We start from the raw sequence: 16,591 nt of genomic DNA on the forward strand, positions 1-16,591 counted from the left end.
GAGCAGTGGCGGATAATAGGAGAAGCTTCCAACGCGGTAGACTAAGTATTTCGCATGGGCTCACGGCCACCACGGGCGAATTTGTAAAGGGGACGAGCGTGTCTTTGCTGAAGACCATCAAGAAACCAAGCGATCTGCGGGCGCTGACCCTGGAACAACTTCACGAGCTCGCGGATGAAATTCGTACTTTTCTCATCGATAACGTTGCTCGCACCGGCGGCCACTTGGGCCCTAACCTCGGCGTCGTCGAACTGACTCTGGGCATCCACCGAGTCTTTGACTCGCCACAAGACTCCGTCGTCTTTGACACCGGACACCAGTCGTATGTTCATAAGCTCGTGACCGGGCGCCAGAACTTTGAGACCTTGCGCCAGCAGGGCGGCTTGTCCGGCTACCCCGACCGGGCCGAATCAGAACATGACGTGGTCGAGTCCTCCCACGCTTCCTCCTCGCTTTCGTGGATTGATGGCATTTCCCGTGCCAATAAGCTGATGCGCAACAATGAGCGCTATGCCGTGGCCCTCGTCGGCGACGGTGCCTTGACCGGTGGCATGGCCTGGGAAGCTGTAAATAACATCGCGGCCGATAAGGACCGCAAAGCCGTGATTGTGGTCAACGATAACGGCCGTTCGTACGCCCCGACTATTGGCGGCTTGGCTAATCAGCTCTCGGGACTTCGGCAGCAACTGGATAAGTTCCGCACCCATCCCGCGTACGAAACCGCGATGGAAAAGCTCAAGGACAAGCTCAAGGGCGCAGGACCCGTAGGTGGATTCACCTACAAGTCCCTTCACGCAACCAAAAAGGGAATCAAGGACTGGTGGGCTCCGCAGGGGCTTTTTGAAGATCTCGGGCTGAAATACATTGGCCCGATTGATGGGCACAACCAGCGCGCAGTCGAAGAAGCGCTGCAGCAGGCCAAGCAATATTCCGGTCCAGTGCTTGTCCATGCCTTGACCGAAAAGGGGCACGGCTACGCGCCAGCCCGCGCCGATGAAGCTGACCAGTTCCATGCGGTGGGCATCATCGACCCGGTGACCGGCCTGCCCGTATCCAAGTCCAGCGCGCAAAGCTGGACCAGCGTCTTCGGCGAAGAAATCGCCAAGGTGGCCAAGGAACGCGACGATATTGTCGCGATCACCGGCGCAATGCTGCAACCGGTGGGCCTCAAGAAAATGGCTCAGGAGCATCCCGAGCGCGTGATCGATGTCGGCATCGCAGAACAGCATGCCATGACCACCGCAGCCGGATTGGCTTTCGGCGGACTGCACCCAGTGGTCTGCGTTTATGCGACATTCCTGAACCGTGCCTTCGACCAATTGCTCATGGACGTCGCCTTGCACAAGGCCGGGGTCACCATCGTTCTTGACCGTGCCGGCGTTACAGGCCCGGATGGTGCAAGCCACCATGGCATGTGGGACATGGCGCTGACCCAAATTGTCCCGAACCTGCATTTGGCAGCACCACGCGACGCATCCCGCCTGCGTGAAGAACTGCGTGAGGCATTGGACATCAACGATGCACCGAGCGTTGTTCGCTTCTCCAAGGGCTCCGTTGGCGAACCCATTGAAGCAATCGACCGCTTGCCAGATGGCGTAGATGTATTGGCCCGCCTGGGTGACAAGGCTGCGCCAGACGTCCTGATCGTTTCGGTCGGCGCCATGAGCGAGTTGTCCCTTGACGTTGCCCAGCGGCTCAATAGCCAAGGTGTCTCGGTTACCGTGGTGGATCCTCGTTGGGTCCTGCCGATGCCGAAGTCGGTAATTTCATTGGCTGCTCGCCACCGCATCGTGGTGTGCATCGAAGATGGAGTCCGGGCTGGCGGTGTTGGCTCCCGTCTGCGTACCGAAATGCGTGCAGCTGGTGTCGACACTGCACTGAACGAAGTCGGCTTGCCTACCGAATTTCTTGCCCACGGTTCACGAGCCGAAGTTCTTGATCGGGTCGGCTTGACCGCCCAGCAGGTGGCAAGGGACACGCTCGCCCAAGTGCTTGGCACCAAGGTTCCGTTTGCCCGTCCACTGCCAGGCCAGGATCTGCCCACAGGACAGATTCCCAAGCTATGAGTGCACTGCACAGCTTCCCCGTTGATTTGCCGCGCAACCCTGAAAGCATCGATTTCGGCGCCTTGGTGGTAGCCCGCGCCTGGAAATACAACGGCCAGCCGCATTGGGTGGTTCCGGGGTTCTACCTCGGAAAAGATGCGCACGGGCACTGGTTGTTCCAACCCGCTGGCTCACTGGTCGCAAGGCCTGGCGCCGCCCACTTGGCTCAAACAAATGCTCTGTGCCTGATTCCTCACGCGGGGTCATGGATCGCCACGCTGTATGCGGATCCTGCCGAGGATTTTGATGTCTACATCGATCTCTCCGATGCCATCGGATGGCGTCCGCTGCAGCATGGCGGCTGGGAAGTGAATTCGGTGGACCTTGACCTCGACGTCATCCGGTCGCGAAGCCGCGGTACTTTCCTCGACGACGAAGACGAATTCGAGGAACATGGGCGGTCAATGGACTACCCCGAGGTACTCAAGAACGAGATACGCGCAGCCAGCACGAAACTCCTCGATGCGGTTCAACGGGATGAAGTACCCTTCAACCACTCGCACCGCCAAGGCTGGCTTGAAAAGGCCGACCAGCTTCACAACTTATAACCACAAGCACTTCATTGATCTACTGACCTTGTAAAGGGAAACCAATGGCGATTATTCGCACCTATCGTTTGGACGAGAAAAACGTACTGCACTTCCGCGAAGCGTGGTTCCAGCAATTCGAGGACGAAGAAGTAGGCCAGTTCGTCATTAACCATGGCAGCGTGGGCCACATGTCCACCACCAGCAATGTCCAGGACGTAGATAACGATCGTGCCGATGAGCTGTTCGCTGGATTCTTGCAGACTTGCGCCGATGAAGGCTACGCCGAAATCAGCGAGGAAGATCAGTCTTGGGTCATCGTGCAATACGCGTTGAAGTCGGCCACCGGCACCGAGCGTGACCACTACTTGGAAAAGAAGGCCAAGGAAGCTTTGACCGGACACCTGGCATGGCGTGGATTGGGCACCGTGGAGTCCAGCGACTTTGCACCTCGGAAGATCAACATCCGTATTCTCACCCCGGCGCCTAAACTGGCAGTCGCAGCGATCAAGACGTGCATCCGTGAAGCGAAGCTGGACTTCACCAAAATGAGCATTGGCACCGCGGAATACGCAACGCCCGAGAAGCTCAAGAGCGTGCACCCAATGCCGCCGAAGCCAATGACCCTCGACTAGAGAACCATGTCTGCTCTTCAGCCCGAAGCCATGCAGGCTTCCGACCACGAAGCCATACGGAAACTGTCGCGGTCCCTGGGGCGTTCTTCAGAACCCTCCCGCTTTGGCGATAATGAATGCCAGTTGGTGCTGAAGGATCCGCAAGGCCAGCTTGTCGGGTGGGCGAGAGCTGGCTGGTGGGATCCAAGCGATCAGCTTGCTCCGGCTGGCTACTACCTCTCCGGTGTCGAAATTTCGCGAGAGCATCAGCATCGTGGATTCGCCTCGATACTGACTGTTGTGCGGCTGAAGTGGGTCGCCGAGCGGGACACTACCGCATGGTGCATCGTCAATGCACGGAATACCAGCTCGCTTGCCTTGCAGGCATCTTTCGGCTTCAAAGAAATAGCGAGGGCTTCCCACTTCGGGGCAGTGTCGTTCAGCGGAGGCTGTGGTCTATTGCTTCGCAAAGAACTCAGCGAAGACGCCATGATCCTCTCGGCTTGATTGTTATAGGAAATTAGGAGATATGATTCCTCAGGAAGATCGGGATGAGACTCCCGGTGCCCCTCGTAAGTCGCCGCAGATGGGCGCTACCCGCGTGCCCCTTCATCTGGTATTCCAAGCATTCGTCGGCGCCATTATTGGAATTGGAATTGTTTCGCTTCTCAGCGAGGTAGCTCCTGCGCAATTGGCTCTGGCCGGCGTCTTGGTGACGATCGTGGCCTGGATTATCGAGCACGGGTTCAACCTTCCAGCACCTAATTCCAAGCAAGGTGCCCGCGTGCGCTTGATCCTGCGGATGGTCTCGCTCATTGGCTTCACGCTGGCTCTCAGCCCGCTGCTGGCATTGCTGGAAGCCTAGGTTCGAGTGGACTTCGCAGCCGCGGTGCAAACGGTTGCTGGATTTGTCATCGGGCCGGAAACGGGCAAGTCGATGACCCTGCCTAACGAGCAAGCGGCCTTGTTCGGTACCTAAATCACCCTCGGGACCTGCTTGGGCTATGTAGCGTTCAAGTTCATGGCGAAGTGCAGCAAGGCCAAGGCAATTATTCATGGATCTCTGCGGCTATTGGCCCTGGGTGGTTCCATCATGGAGTTGCAGTTCCTCGCAGCTGTCAATGGATTGTTCTGCTGGGAACCAAGGTAAAAACAAAGACGGATCAGGGCTTCTCTTCAAGAGAAGCCCTGATCCGTTTTTGACTAGCGGCTAGCCTTTAGTCGGTACCAGCGTCGAAAGCAGCCGATTCAATGGCGCGATCGGTAGCCAGATCGTCGCTGTCCACAGCTGTGGCGTTGACGATATCATTGGCGCCACCGGCTTCCAGCGAACCAACGAGTTCTGCGGTGGTTCCACCGACCAGGCCCATGTTGGCGTACTGCTCCAGGCGGCCGCGCGAGTCGGCGATGTCCAGGTTGCGCATGGTCAGCTGGCCGATGCGGTCAACTGGACCGAAGGCTGCGTCGCCCACGCGTTCCATCGACAGCTTGTCCGGGTGGTAGCTGAGGTTATCGCCCTCGGTGTTCACGATCGTGTAGTCGTCGCCGCGGCGCAGGCGGATGGTGACGGTACCGGTGATGGCCGAGCCGACCCAGCGCTGCAGCGATTCGCGCAGCATCAGGGCCTGTGGGTCCAGCCAGCGGCCTTCGTACATCAGGCGGCCCAGGCGGCGGCCCTCGTTGTGGTAGCTGGCCACGGTGTCTTCGTTGTGGATGGCGTTGACCAGGCGCTCGTACGCGATGTACAGCAGAGCCATGGCAGGCGCTTCGTAGATGCCGCGCGACTTGGCCTCGATGATGCGGTTCTCGATCTGGTCGCTCATGCCCAGACCGTGGCGTCCACCAATGATGTTGGCTTCATTCACGAGAGCCACAGCGTCGGTGTATTCCTTGCCGTTGATGGCTACCGGGCGGCCGGCAACGAAGGAAACCGAGACGTCTTCGGTCTTGATCTCAACGTTCTCGTCCCAGTACTTCACACCCATGATCGGCTCAACGGTCTCAATCGAGCTGTTGAGCAGTTCCAGGGTCTTGGCTTCGTGGGTTGCGCCCCAGATGTTGGCGTCGGTCGAGTAGGCCTTTTCGGCCGAGTCACGGTATGGGAAGCCGTGCTCCTGCAGCCACTCCGACATTTCCTGGCGACCGCCGAGCTCAGCGACGAAGTTCGGGTCAAGCCATGGCTTGTAGATGCGCAGCTTCGGGTTGGCCATCAGGCCGTAGCGGTAGAAGCGCTCGATGTCGTTGCCCTTGTAGGTCGAACCATCGCCCCAGACATCCACACCGTCTTCGCGCATGGCACGTACCAGCAGCGTGCCGGTGACGGCGCGGCCCAGTGGGGTGGTGTTGAAGTAGGTTTTGCCACCGGTGCGGATATGGAAGGCGCCGCAGGCAAGAGCTGCAAAGCCTTCCTCGGCGAGTGCCGGCTTGCAATCGACCAGACGGGAGTTCTCGGCGCCGTACTCCAGTGCACGGCCAGGAACGGCGTCAATATCTGGTTCGTCGTACTGGCCGAGATCGCCAGTGTAGGTGTAAGGAATGGCGCCCTTGTCGCGCATCCAAGCTACTGCCACCGACGTGTCGAGGCCACCGGAGAACGCGATTCCGACGCGTTCGCCTACAGGAAGATTGGTAAGAACTTTAGACATGTTTCCATCCTAATGGATAAATATGCAATGCAGTGAATTGTGTCGTGAACTCTTCGGTTACAGCACCTACCCGATAGCCTATGGGTATAAGGTCGCGCAGAAAAGCGGCGAAGGAAAAACAGCGAGGTGTGCATGGAATTCCGTCAACTAGGACACAGTGGCTTGAGCGTGTCCGTCGTGGGTTTGGGCTGCAACAATTTGGGCCGAACCGGTACCGCTACCGAGTCCCAGGAAGGCTCGGACGCAGTAGTTCACGCCGCCTTGGACGCCGGTATCACGTTCTTCGACGTCGCGGACAACTACGGAAAAACTGCAGGATTATCCGAGCAGCGCCTGGGCAAGGCCCTGGGCAAGAACCGCGAGAACATTGTCCTGGCCACCAAATTCGGCATGGATGTCAGTGGGGCCAACGGGCCGGACTTCAATGCCCGCGGTTCTCGCCGGTACATCATGAAGGCAGTGGAAGCTTCCCTGAAGCGCCTTGGCACGGATCATATCGATCTGTACCAATTCCACACGCCAGATGCCAATACCCCGATCGACGAGACGCTGCGCGCCTTGGACGATCTGGTCACCAGCGGAAAGGTCCAATATATTGGCCATTCCAACCGCGCAGGGTGGCAGATCGCCCAGGCAGAGTATGTGGCCCGCGAGCTGGGCACCGAGCGATTCATCTCAGCACAGAACCATTACAATCTCATTGACCGTCGCGCAGAGCTGGAAGTGCTGCCTGCTGCGCGCGAGTTTGGACTCGGCGTTCTTCCGTACTTCCCGCTAGCCAACGGATTGCTGACCGGAAAGTATTCCAAGGGATACGCCCCTGATGGCAGCCGCCTTACTCATGCTCGTCAGCAGCTGGTTGAAACCTCTGATTTTGAGCAGCTTGATCGTTTTGCGCAGTTTGCCGCAGATCGCGATCTGGCGCCAATCGAGCTTGCTTTCTCCTGGCTGGCAGCGCAGCTACCCGTGTCATCGGTCATCGCTGGAGCTACCCGCCCCGAGCAAATCCAGATGAACGCCAAGGCAGTACGCTGGGTTCCGTCGGATGCCGAGCGTGCCGAACTGGATTCCATCTTCCCAGCTCCGCAGAAGGTGGCACTTTTCTAATTGCCGGTTGCGCACAAAGCGGAATGTTGCAACACGCCAGGGGTTGCGGCATTCCGCTTTTCTGCAAAATTTCTCGACTTATTTGGAGTCGGTGATAAAGACGATGACCTTGTCGTCCTTGATCTCCGTCGCGTAGCGCGCCAGGGGAGCGATCGCCGGTCCATCGGTCACCGTGCCGTCCGATGGTTGAAAGCGTGATCCGTGGCAGGCGCAGAAAAAGTCGTCTTTCGTGGATTTTGTTGTGACCACACAGCCCTGGTGCGTGCAGACACTGGAGTAGGCGAGGACAGATTTCTCGTCCGGCCGGAAAAGCAGCACCGGAATTTCAGCCCCCGTGGGATGCTTGGCTTGCACAGTGGCTCTCGCCCCAACCGCCAATTCGGCGAGGTCGATCACTGCCTGGCCTTCACCGGTAGGTGACGGAACTGGCGAGGCCTCCGGAACTTGCGCTTCAGAATGTCCGTCGCCACATGCAGTCAGAAGAGCTGCGGAACCGAGGGCGGCGGAGGCGCACATGACGGTGCGGCGGGCTGGTTGAGCGATGTCAGTCATGGAATTATTCTGACAGAACACCCTGTGGCGGTGCTAAGAGCTAAGCCAAACTTTCATTAGCAGTTCAGCCTTGCGAACCAGCTATCGCTAACGGCCCGGTCTCGTTTCCGCTGTGGGCGGCCGAGCGCGCCAGAAAAATTTGGGCTCCAACCCGCAAGGGATGGAGCCCAAATTTTCAGCCGGATGCTAGCTGTTGAATTTCTTGCCGTTTACGCGCTCGGAAGCGCCGACCTGGTCGAGGTACGGGGTGATCCCGCCCAAGTGCATGGGCCAGCCGGCACCAGTGATCATGCACAGATCGACATCCGCTGCTTCGGCGACGACGCCTTCAGCAAGGAGCAAGCCGATTTCTTCCGCAAGCGCATCTTGCACGCGGAGAAGAATCTCCTCGCTGGTAGATGGGTTCGAACCCTGAACCAGCAGCTCTTCGGCCAAGGGGTTGAGTACTTGTGCTCCTTGTTCGTTCTTAACCCACAGGGCAGTGATCTTTGCATCGATCAGCTTTTGAAGGTTCTCGGAAACCACGAAGCGGTCACCGAAAGCGGCATTCAGGGACTCGTTGACGTGCTGTGCCACCGGCAGCCCCACCATGGACAGCAGCGTGAATGGGCTCATCGGAAGCCCCATCGGAGTCAAGGCAGAATCGGCAGTAGCTGCGACAGTGCCCTCATCGAAGGCTGCCTGCACTTCACTCATCAGGCGCAGCAAGACCCGGTTCACGACAAATGCCGCCGCGTCCTGGGTTTTGACGGTTGTCTTCTTCAGCTTCTTGCCAAGCACAAAAGCGGTGGACAGCGAGGATTCATTGGTCCATTGCGTCGCAGCGATTTCCAGCAGCGGCATCACTGCTACCGGGTTGAAGAAGTGGAAGCCAACGAGGCGTTCCGGGTGCTTGAGGTCGCGTCCCATCTCGGTCACCGACAGCGAAGAGGTATTGGTTGCGAGAATACACTCGGGGGAGACGACGGCTTCGACTTCGGCGAAGACCTGCTTCTTGACGTTGAGCTCTTCGAAGACTGCCTCGATGACAAAATCGGCATCGGCAAAGGCATCCTTGGTGACCGAACCGGTGACCAGGGACTTGGCGCGGTTCACCGCGTCTTGGCTCATGCGGCCTTTGCTGTGCAGCTTGTCGATTTCACCGCTGATGTAGGCCAGGCCCTTATCCACGCGTGACTGATCCAGGTCGGTGATCACCACGGGCACACCCAAGCGGCGCACAAAGAGCAACGCCAGCTGGCTGGCCATCAGCCCGGCGCCGACAACGCCGACCTTCGAGACGGGGCGGGCGAGCTTTGCATCCGGTGCGCCGGCTGGACGCTTGCCACGCTTTTGCACCAAATCCAAAAAGGCATACACGGTGTTCTGGAATTGATTGGTGCGCATCAGGCCGGTCAGGGCTTCAACTTCAAGTTGCGCAGATTCAGGCTGGGTCAGGCTCATTCCCTTGCGGAAGACCTCCAAGACCTTGTACGGGGCGGGCGCTGCGCCAGAGAGCTTGGCATCGACAAATTTTTCAGCCTGGTCAGCTGCGTCGAGCCAGCGGCGAGCCACCTCGGGATCGCTGGGATCAACAGCGTTGGGGCGTTGAACTTCAGTTTCTCCGGACAAGACGGCGCCAACAAATTTGGTGGAGTGCTCGATGAAATCTGCCGCTTCGAACAGCGCGTCGGCAACGCCCATCTTGAAGGCAGCTGGGCCGGACAGAGTCCGGTTGTTGTTCAGCGGGTTTTCGATCATTACCTTCAAGGCGTTCTCCGGGCCTACCAGCCGTGGCAGGCGGTAGACACCGGCCCAACCAGGGATCAGGCCAAGGAAGGATTCAGGCAGTCCGAGGGCCCCGGCCGCGGTGCTCACCGTGCGGTAATTGCACGCCAGGGCGATTTCCAGCCCGCCACCGAGCGCCAGCCCGTTGATGAATGCGAAGGTGGGAACTCCGAGATCGGCAAGCAGTTCATAGGTGTAATGGCCAAGCGAAGCCATGGCGGTGCCCTGGTCCGGGGCGCTGAGGCGGGTGACCGCCGACAGGTCTGCGCCGGCAATCAGGAAGTATGGCTTCCCGGTGATGGCCAGGGCGTCAATCTCGCCGGCCTTGGCACGTGCCGCTTGGGTTTCAAGGGCCGAGCGCAGCTCCAGCAGTCCGTTAGGACCCAGTGTAGTTGGCTTCTTGTGGTCCAGGCCGTTGTCCAGGGTCATCAGGGCCAGGGTCTTGCCTCCGGGCAGGGCCACATCGCTGACGTAGGAGTGGGTTACGGTTTCGTCCTGCATGAGCTCGGCGACAGCCGAGTAGGAAGTGGTGGTTGCAGTCATGGTCTTTTCCTTACGCCTTGCTGCCGAAATCTGGATGATTGGGGTTTTCCCAAATGACGGTGCCACCCATTCCCAGGCCAATGCACATGGTGGTGATGCCGTATCGCACGGAGTGGTCTTCGGAAAACTGGCGGGCCAGCTGGGTCATCAGGCGAACGCCCGAGGAAGCCAGCGGGTGGCCGATCGCAATGGCGCCACCGTAGCGGTTGACCCGATCGTCATCCTGATCGATGCCGTAGTAGTCCAGGAAGGAAAGCACCTGGACGGCGAACGCCTCGTTGATCTCGAACAGGCCAATGTCCTCGATGTCCAATCCGGCCTTGGCCAGCGCCTTTTCGGTGGCAGGAACTGGCCCGTAGCCCATGACATCTGGTTCAACACCGGCAAAGGCGAACGAGACCATGCGCATCTTGGGCTCCAGCCCCAATTCCCGAACTGCTTGGCCGCTGGCGAGCAGGGCTGCGGAGGCACCGTCGTTGAGGCCCGCGGCGTTGCCGGCGCTGACGCGTCCATGAGCACGGAACGGCGTGCGCAGCTGCGCCAGCGATTCCATGGTGGTGCCCGGGCGAGGCGGCTCGTCGCGGGTATTCACGGCCCACCCTTCGCCCGGGCGCTTGGCGGCCACGGGAATCAGGTCAGGCTGGATCTGCTGGTTCTCGTAGGCCTTGGCAAGCTTGGACTGCGAAGCCACTGCGTAGCGGTCGGCGCGCTCCTTGGTGATGGCGGGGAACCGGTCGTGTAGGTTCTCCGCGGTATTGCCCATGTTCAGGGCCTGCGGGTCCACGATCCTTTCCGAGAGGAAACGCGGGTTGGGGTCGGCCCCTGCGCCCATCGGGTGGTTTCCCATATGTTCCACGCCGCCGGCGACAACTACGTCATAGGCACCAAAGGCAATGCCGCCTGCAGTTGCGGTGACAGCGGTCATCGCACCGGCGCACATGCGGTCGATGGCAAAGCCGGGAACCGACTTCGGGATGCCGGACAGCAGTCCCACGGTGCGGCCCAGCGTCAGTCCCTGGTCTCCGGACTGCGTGGTGGCGGCGATGGAGATTTCGTCGATCTTCTCGGCAGGAACTTTTTGGTTGCGTTCAAGCAGTCCGCGGACCGCTTTGACGGCCAGATCATCGGCACGGGTTCCATGGTAGATTCCCTTTTCGCCTGCTTTGCCGAAAGGGGTGCGCACTCCATCAATGAACACGACGTCGCGATCGTCCAGGGAGGGATGCGCGGTATGGGGCGCGGTCGAAGCGTTGGCACTCACCGTAAGGCTCCTTGAGGTTGATTCATGCTGCCCGGGAGTGGGCAGTGGCCAGCATCACTGTGACCTAAACCATAGGTTACTCAGGAGTAACTTGAAGTGCAAGTGCAGCACATCACAAGACGCCATGTCCTGGGCGCCTGGAAGCGGGCAAGAGGCCCTAGCTGCTGGCGAACGCCTGGGCCAACCCTGCCGAGAGCAGCTCTTGCTGCCACGGGCGGGCGCCCATCGAATCCAGCTTTTCAGCCACGGTCTCGACGCTGATCAGCACCGGCGGGTTCCAGCACAGCTCCCGCAGGTATTTGGGCGTCAGCAGATTCTCCGCCGGGATGTTCCAGTATTCGCCCACTTCGCCGAGCACGGCCTTTGCGGCGTCGAGCCGGGCCGCTGCCGCCGGGTTCTTCTCCGCCCATGACCGGGGATGGGGCAGGCCAGCTTTGCTTGAGCGCAGTTCAGGCAAATCGAGGGTATTGCGCCCACGCTGAATCGCATCCATCCATCGCGGAGCATCGCGCTTGGCATTTCTGGTGTGGAACCCAGGGATCTGCAGCAGCGCCGGGACGCTGGCCGCCCGCTGCTCAATGGCCGCCATGATGGCGCGATCGGGCAGCAGCCGTCCGGGGGCAACATCCTGGGTGCGAGCCAGGGTTTCGCGCGAGAGCCACAGCTCGCGGGCGATGGCCAGATTGCGCCGTCCCTTGAGCTTGTGGATCCCGGAGAGCTTGCGCCATGGTTCTTCGGCCGGCTGCGGGTCAGGCAGGTTCCGCTCGTACTCGAATTCCTGGAGGGCAAAGTCCATCTTGCCCTGCTTTTCGAGGACCTTGGTGATTTCCTGGCGCAGCTCTTCGAGGACCTCAACGTCCAGCGCGGCGTAGTTCAACCAGGATTCGGGCAAGGGGCGGGTGGACCAATCTACCGCCGAATGCTCCTTGGCCAGCTGCAATCCCAGCAATTCGCCGACCATCGTTCCAAGGGAGACCCGGGGGAAACCAGCCAGCCGGCCTGCCAATTCGGTGTCGAACAAGGCGGTAGGCGACATGCCCAATTCATGGAGGCAGGGCAGATCCTGGGTTGCTGCGTGAAGAATCCATGGCCGCTGGTTCACAAAGCTGCGCAACTCGCCAAGGTCATCCAAAACCTCGGGGTCGATGAGCCAGGTGCCGGCGCCTTCGCGGCGAATCTGCAGCAGGAAAGCGCGCTGCCCGTAGCGGAAACCGCTGGCTCGCTCGGTATCAACAGCAAGATCGCCGGTTCCAGCGCTCAGTTCGCGCACCGCGCGGGACAGGGCCGCTTGGGTATTGATGACCTCGGGAATGCCATCACGTGGATGGGTGAGCGGGGTCAGCACCGGTTGATTGGGCTCAAGGCCGGCGGCGGATGATGCGGAAGCGGTGGCGTCAGAATTCGGCATGATGCTTCCATTCTAGGTCCAACCGGCATCTCCCGCGGGGAACAGGCGGTTAACTCAGCCGGCGATGCGGCAGCTGCTGCACGCCCTCGGGCAGCGGTGGCAACCCGGCGAAGGTGCACACCAGGTCCGCCCAAGCGCTCAAATGGGGTCCGAGGTGCGCCGAATCGGGGGACCAGGATGCCCGCAGCTCGATGTCGATATGGTCTTGTTCCCCGGCGAGATCGCCAAAGGACTCGGAGATCACGCGCGTCGCGGTGCCCCCGGCCGAGTGGTGGAATGCCTCGCGTTCGCGCAGGGAATCTTCCAACCACGACCAAGCCACCGAGGCGAGCATGGCATCTTGGCCCATGTCGTGGTCCAAGCGCGCCCGGATGTAGGTGACAATGCGGAACTGTCCATTCCACAATTCCTGTCCAGCCGGGTCATAGAGGAGGATGAATCGTCCGGTGGCCAATTGCTCCTGGGGCTGCAGGAATGGCGTGCGGCCAATCTCTTGCCCGTGCGGACCGTGGTCGGGAGGAACAACGTCGATCACGTCGCCGCTGAGCGCCAGAGCAAAGGGAGCCAGCCGGCCCGGCGCCGGAATTTCGGTGAACTTCAGTTCCTTGCGCACCTTGGCATGCGACAACTCATCGAGGGCCTTCGCGAAGGCGCTCGGGATGGCGGAAGCAGGGCGATCGTAGGTCACAATTTGAGTCTAAACGTGCCGTACCCGAGGTGCGGCACGGCACGCCGACCCATCCTGCAAGCTACGCGGCCCGATGCGCGGACATCAGCTCGCGCAGTTTGGCGATGAAGGCCGCCACGTCTTGTTCGGTGGTGTCGAAGGAGCACATCCAGCGCACCTCGCCGGCCGCGCGATCCCAGTCGTAGAAGCGGAAATGCTTGCGCAGTTCGTCGCTGACCTCGGTTGGCAGCTGCGCGAAGACGCCGTTGGCCTGTGTCGGGTAGACCAGCTCAACGCCGTCGATCTGCTCCACTGCCTCGGAGAGCTTGGCTGCCATCAGATTCGAGTGGCTGGCAAGTTCGCGCCATAGCCCGGTGCCGTAAAGCTCGATCAGCTGGGCTGAGATGAAGCGCATTTTGCTGCCCAGCTGCATGTTCATCTTGCGCAGGTACTTCATATCCTCGGCAAGTTCCTTGCGCAGGGTCAAGATTCCTTCGCCCAGCAGGATGCCGTTCTTGGTTCCGCCCAGCGAGACGATATCGACGCCGGCATCGGTGGTCAGCGCGCGCAAATCAACGCCCAGGGAAGCTGCCGCATTCGACAAGCGCGAACCATCGAGGTGAACCTTCATGCCCAGCTTGTGCGCATGCTCGGTGATCGCCTTGATCTCTTCGGGGGAGTACAGGGTTCCGAGCTCGGTGGCCTGGGTGATGGAGACCGCCAGCGGCTGGGCGCGGTGCTCGTCGCCGAAGCCCCAGGCTTCCTGGTCGATCAGTTCCGGGGTGAGCTTGCCATCAGGCGTTGCCACCTGGAGCAGCTTGAATCCGCCGACCCGTTCGGGGGCGCCATTTTCATCGACGTTGATATGCGCTGTGGTAGCGCAGATGACCGCGCCCCAGCGCGGCAGGAGCGACTGCAGTGCGGTGACGTTCGCACCGGTGCCATTGAAGACCGGGAAGATCGCTGCATCCTCGCCAAAGACATCGTGCGCGACCTGGCCCAATGCTTCGGTGTACTGGTCTTCACCATAGGAAATCTGGTGCCCGCCATTGGCCCGTGCGATCGCATCGAGGATTCGTGGATGAACGCCAGAGTAGTTATCTGAAGCAAAACCCCGCACAGCGGTGTCATGAAGTGTGGTCATCGTTATGTGGTCCTTAAAAGGGTTAAGAGAAAACTAGGTCACTGCGGGAGCGGGCTGCCATTGCGCGGCAGGCTCAGGCTTGGGGCAGGGCAACCCTGGTGCCGTTGAGCGCTACCGACTGATCGGAAAGCAATTCGAGTGCCGCCTCGGCGAGCCACGCCACCGGAGTATGCCCCGGAGCAGCTTCTCCCGGCGCCGAGTCGCTGAGCGCTTTGACCACCCAGCTGATTGCGGAGGCATTTTCGGCGTTCTTGCTGAACAGCCGTGCGATCGCGTTGACCCAGTGCTCAGCCGCGGCCTTTGCGGCCCCGTAGTTGGCATTGGAGGGAGTCGGGTTCTGCACCGCTTCGGCGCTGACGATCGCCAGGCGACCGGATGGCGACGCTAGCAGATCGTCGGCAAAGACTCGCGTGGTGTTGCGCAGGGTGGTCAATATGCTGCGGTGCAGGAAATCCCAGTCCTCATCGCTTTGGCCGACAATGGACTTGCCTCCGCGCCAGCCGCCGACCAGGTGGATCAGCCCATCAATCGGCCCGTAAGCCGCGTGGATGCATTCGGCCAGTTCGCGCACTGCCGCAAAATCCGCGAGGTCGCAGGCGAAGCGGGCCTCGGCAAAGGGCAGGCGTTCATCTAATCGGGCTTGATTGCTGCCGACGGCAAGCACCCGTACTCCGGCATCGCTCAACGCTTGGGCGCAGGCGATGCCGGAGGCCGAGGTGGCACCGGCGATGAGCACTAATCGTGGTGTTTGGTTCAAGAAGAAACTTTCTTTGCTCACGCTTCCTAGCCTAAGGCAGAAGTGCTAGATTTCGGTGGCGCCGGTCATGCCCTTGGTGGATTCGATAACGCTGGACATCTTCTTGTTCAGTGCTTCGTAGAACATCGACAGCGGGAATTCATCGTCCATCACCTGGTCGGTGATTTCCCGCAGTGGCGCGGTCAGGGGCAGCGCCTCCGGGCCCTTGGCCCACTGCGAGGCAGGGTTGGGGGTGACCGTTGCCGAAACCAGCTCGTAGGCGGCCAGCCAGTGGGCCAGCTTCGGGCGATCGATGGACTTCCAGTACAGTTCGTCGATCGCATCTCCCAAGGAGGCAACCACCTCGGGAACCTGGTCCCAATCAATGCTCAACTTGGTGTCTGTCCAGTGCAGTACGTGGTGCTGGTGCATCCACGCGAAGAGCAGCTGGCCACCGAGTCCATCGTAGTTTCGAACGCGCGAGCCGGTGATGGCAAAACGGAAGATCCGATCGAAGATCACCGCATACTGGACCAGCTTGGCCATCTTGGCGGTTTTCTCATCGGTCTTCGGGTTGCCCGCAATCTTCATGGACTCGCGGAAGGCGGTCAGATCGCAGCGCAGCTCTTCGAGGGAGTAGAGGAAGAACGGCATGCGCTGCTTGATCATGAACGGGTCGAAGGGAAGATCGCCGCGCATGTGGGTGCGGTCGTGGATCAGATCCCACATGATGAAGGTTTCTTCGGTCAGGTGCTGATCTGCCAGCAGCTCGGCCGCGTCGTCAGGCAACTGCAAATTGGTGATGGAAGCGGCCTCTTGCAGCACCTTGCGGAACCGGGCTGCTTCGCGATCCTGGAAGATCGCGCCCCAGGTGAACGAGGGGGTCTCTCGAATGGCTACGGATTCCGGAAACAGCACCGCTGAATTGGTGTCGTAGCCGTCGGTGAAGTCGACAAAGCGCAGTGGAACGAACAGCGCGTTCGTGTAGTCGGTGCCCTCCAGATTCGCAATGAACTCTGGCCACATGACCTGGACCAGAACGGCTTCCAAATGGCGGCTGGTCGAACCATTCTGCGTGTACATCGGGAAGAGCACCAGGTGCATCAAGCCATCGATGCGCTGGGCCTGTGGCTGGAACTGGACCAGTGAATCCAGGAAATCAGGCACCCCAAACCCGGCATCCGACCACTTTCGCAAATCGGCAACGAGCTGTTCGAGGTATTCAGCGTCGTGCTCGAAATGGACTTGGAGGCTCTGGATGGAGGCGATGGCGGTTTCAATGAGCTCCGTGGCCCGAGGCGCGGCGGCCGAATCCGCGAGCGACCCGTCTTTGGCCTGCAGGCCCTGGAATTCTACAGTGGCAGCCTTCAGGGACAGCCATGCGTCGGAGTTCGCGATCTGCAGTACTTCAGCATCGCTGGCCGGCATTGGCTTGGCGGAAATCTGGGTCATTTCAGTACACCTTCTTTTCGTGTTCGGGGGCGCTCATGTGCTTGATATGAACGCTACGCCCAA

Annotated in this window: 15 protein-coding genes; 6 read left to right on the forward strand and 9 right to left on the reverse strand. The window is 60.2% G+C overall.

The window, feature by feature from the left end:
• Positions 1-98 precede the first annotated feature (98 nt).
• The 5 genes from dxs to ACT7DV_RS13170 are packed head-to-tail and all read left to right on the forward strand — an operon-like array spanning position 99 to position 4,111.
• On the forward strand, positions 99-2,066 hold the full coding sequence (gene dxs, locus ACT7DV_RS13150; RefSeq protein WP_444663166.1) for a 1-deoxy-D-xylulose-5-phosphate synthase: 1,968 nt from the start codon (positions 99-101) through the stop codon (positions 2,064-2,066).
• Positions 2,063-2,653 carry a DUF402 domain-containing protein gene (locus ACT7DV_RS13155; RefSeq protein WP_444663167.1) on the forward strand — a complete coding sequence of 197 codons (591 nt, stop codon included), beginning with the start codon at positions 2,063-2,065 and terminating at the stop codon, positions 2,651-2,653. The genes dxs and ACT7DV_RS13155 overlap by 4 nt, the downstream gene beginning before the upstream one ends.
• A gap of 44 nt (positions 2,654-2,697) precedes the next feature.
• Positions 2,698-3,267 carry a hypothetical protein gene (locus tag ACT7DV_RS13160; RefSeq protein ID WP_444663169.1) on the forward strand — a complete coding sequence of 190 codons (570 nt, stop codon included), beginning with the start codon at positions 2,698-2,700 and terminating at the stop codon, positions 3,265-3,267.
• A 6-nt stretch (positions 3,268-3,273) separates the two neighbouring features.
• Complete coding sequence (locus ACT7DV_RS13165) at positions 3,274-3,753, forward strand: GNAT family N-acetyltransferase (RefSeq protein ID WP_444663171.1); 480 nt, start codon at positions 3,274-3,276, stop codon at positions 3,751-3,753.
• Positions 3,754-3,775: 22 nt separating this feature from the next.
• On the forward strand, positions 3,776-4,111 hold the full coding sequence (locus ACT7DV_RS13170; RefSeq protein ID WP_444663172.1) for a hypothetical protein: 336 nt from the start codon (positions 3,776-3,778) through the stop codon (positions 4,109-4,111).
• Positions 4,112-4,463: 352 nt separating this feature from the next.
• Here ACT7DV_RS13170 and argG read toward each other — a convergent pair whose 3' ends face one another.
• Positions 4,464-5,891 (reverse strand): argininosuccinate synthase, encoded by a 1,428-nt coding sequence (gene argG, locus ACT7DV_RS13175; RefSeq protein ID WP_444663173.1) that lies wholly within the window; start codon positions 5,889-5,891, stop codon positions 4,464-4,466.
• Between the two features lie 132 nt (positions 5,892-6,023).
• Here argG and ACT7DV_RS13180 point away from each other — a divergent pair, with 132 nt between their 5' ends.
• On the forward strand, positions 6,024-6,998 hold the full coding sequence (locus ACT7DV_RS13180) for an aldo/keto reductase (protein ID WP_444663174.1): 975 nt from the start codon (positions 6,024-6,026) through the stop codon (positions 6,996-6,998).
• Between the two features lie 78 nt (positions 6,999-7,076).
• Here the strand turns inward: ACT7DV_RS13180 and ACT7DV_RS13185 are convergent, their stop codons facing one another.
• The 8 genes from ACT7DV_RS13185 to ACT7DV_RS13220 form a co-directional block, all read right to left on the reverse strand.
• Positions 7,077-7,550, reverse strand: a complete 474-nt coding sequence (locus ACT7DV_RS13185) for a QcrA and Rieske domain-containing protein (protein ID WP_444663176.1) — start codon at positions 7,548-7,550, stop codon at positions 7,077-7,079.
• Between the two features lie 186 nt (positions 7,551-7,736).
• Complete coding sequence (locus ACT7DV_RS13190) at positions 7,737-9,860, reverse strand: 3-hydroxyacyl-CoA dehydrogenase NAD-binding domain-containing protein (protein WP_444663178.1); 2,124 nt, start codon at positions 9,858-9,860, stop codon at positions 7,737-7,739.
• A 10-nt stretch (positions 9,861-9,870) separates the two neighbouring features.
• Positions 9,871-11,121 carry a thiolase family protein gene (locus ACT7DV_RS13195; protein WP_444663180.1) on the reverse strand — a complete coding sequence of 417 codons (1,251 nt, stop codon included), beginning with the start codon at positions 11,119-11,121 and terminating at the stop codon, positions 9,871-9,873.
• A 157-nt stretch (positions 11,122-11,278) separates the two neighbouring features.
• Entirely contained in the window at positions 11,279-12,529 is a 1,251-nt protein-coding gene (locus ACT7DV_RS13200; RefSeq protein WP_444663182.1) for an HRDC domain-containing protein, read from the reverse strand.
• Between the two features lie 49 nt (positions 12,530-12,578).
• Positions 12,579-13,217 carry a DUF3000 domain-containing protein gene (locus ACT7DV_RS13205; protein WP_444663183.1) on the reverse strand — a complete coding sequence of 213 codons (639 nt, stop codon included), beginning with the start codon at positions 13,215-13,217 and terminating at the stop codon, positions 12,579-12,581.
• Between the two features lie 61 nt (positions 13,218-13,278).
• Positions 13,279-14,340: a threonine aldolase family protein gene (locus ACT7DV_RS13210; protein WP_444663185.1), complete on the reverse strand. Its 1,062-nt coding sequence runs from the start codon at positions 14,338-14,340 to the stop codon at positions 13,279-13,281.
• A gap of 73 nt (positions 14,341-14,413) precedes the next feature.
• On the reverse strand, positions 14,414-15,118 hold the full coding sequence (locus ACT7DV_RS13215) for an SDR family NAD(P)-dependent oxidoreductase (RefSeq protein WP_444663187.1): 705 nt from the start codon (positions 15,116-15,118) through the stop codon (positions 14,414-14,416).
• Positions 15,119-15,142: 24 nt separating this feature from the next.
• Positions 15,143-16,528, reverse strand: coding sequence for a DUF6421 family protein (locus ACT7DV_RS13220; protein WP_444663189.1), 1,386 nt, complete (start codon positions 16,526-16,528; stop codon positions 15,143-15,145).
• Positions 16,529-16,591 lie beyond the last annotated feature (63 nt).

Origin of the sequence: Glutamicibacter sp. TV12E, from assembly GCF_052441935.1 — a bacterium.
Lineage (GTDB): Bacteria > Actinomycetota > Actinomycetes > Actinomycetales > Micrococcaceae > Glutamicibacter.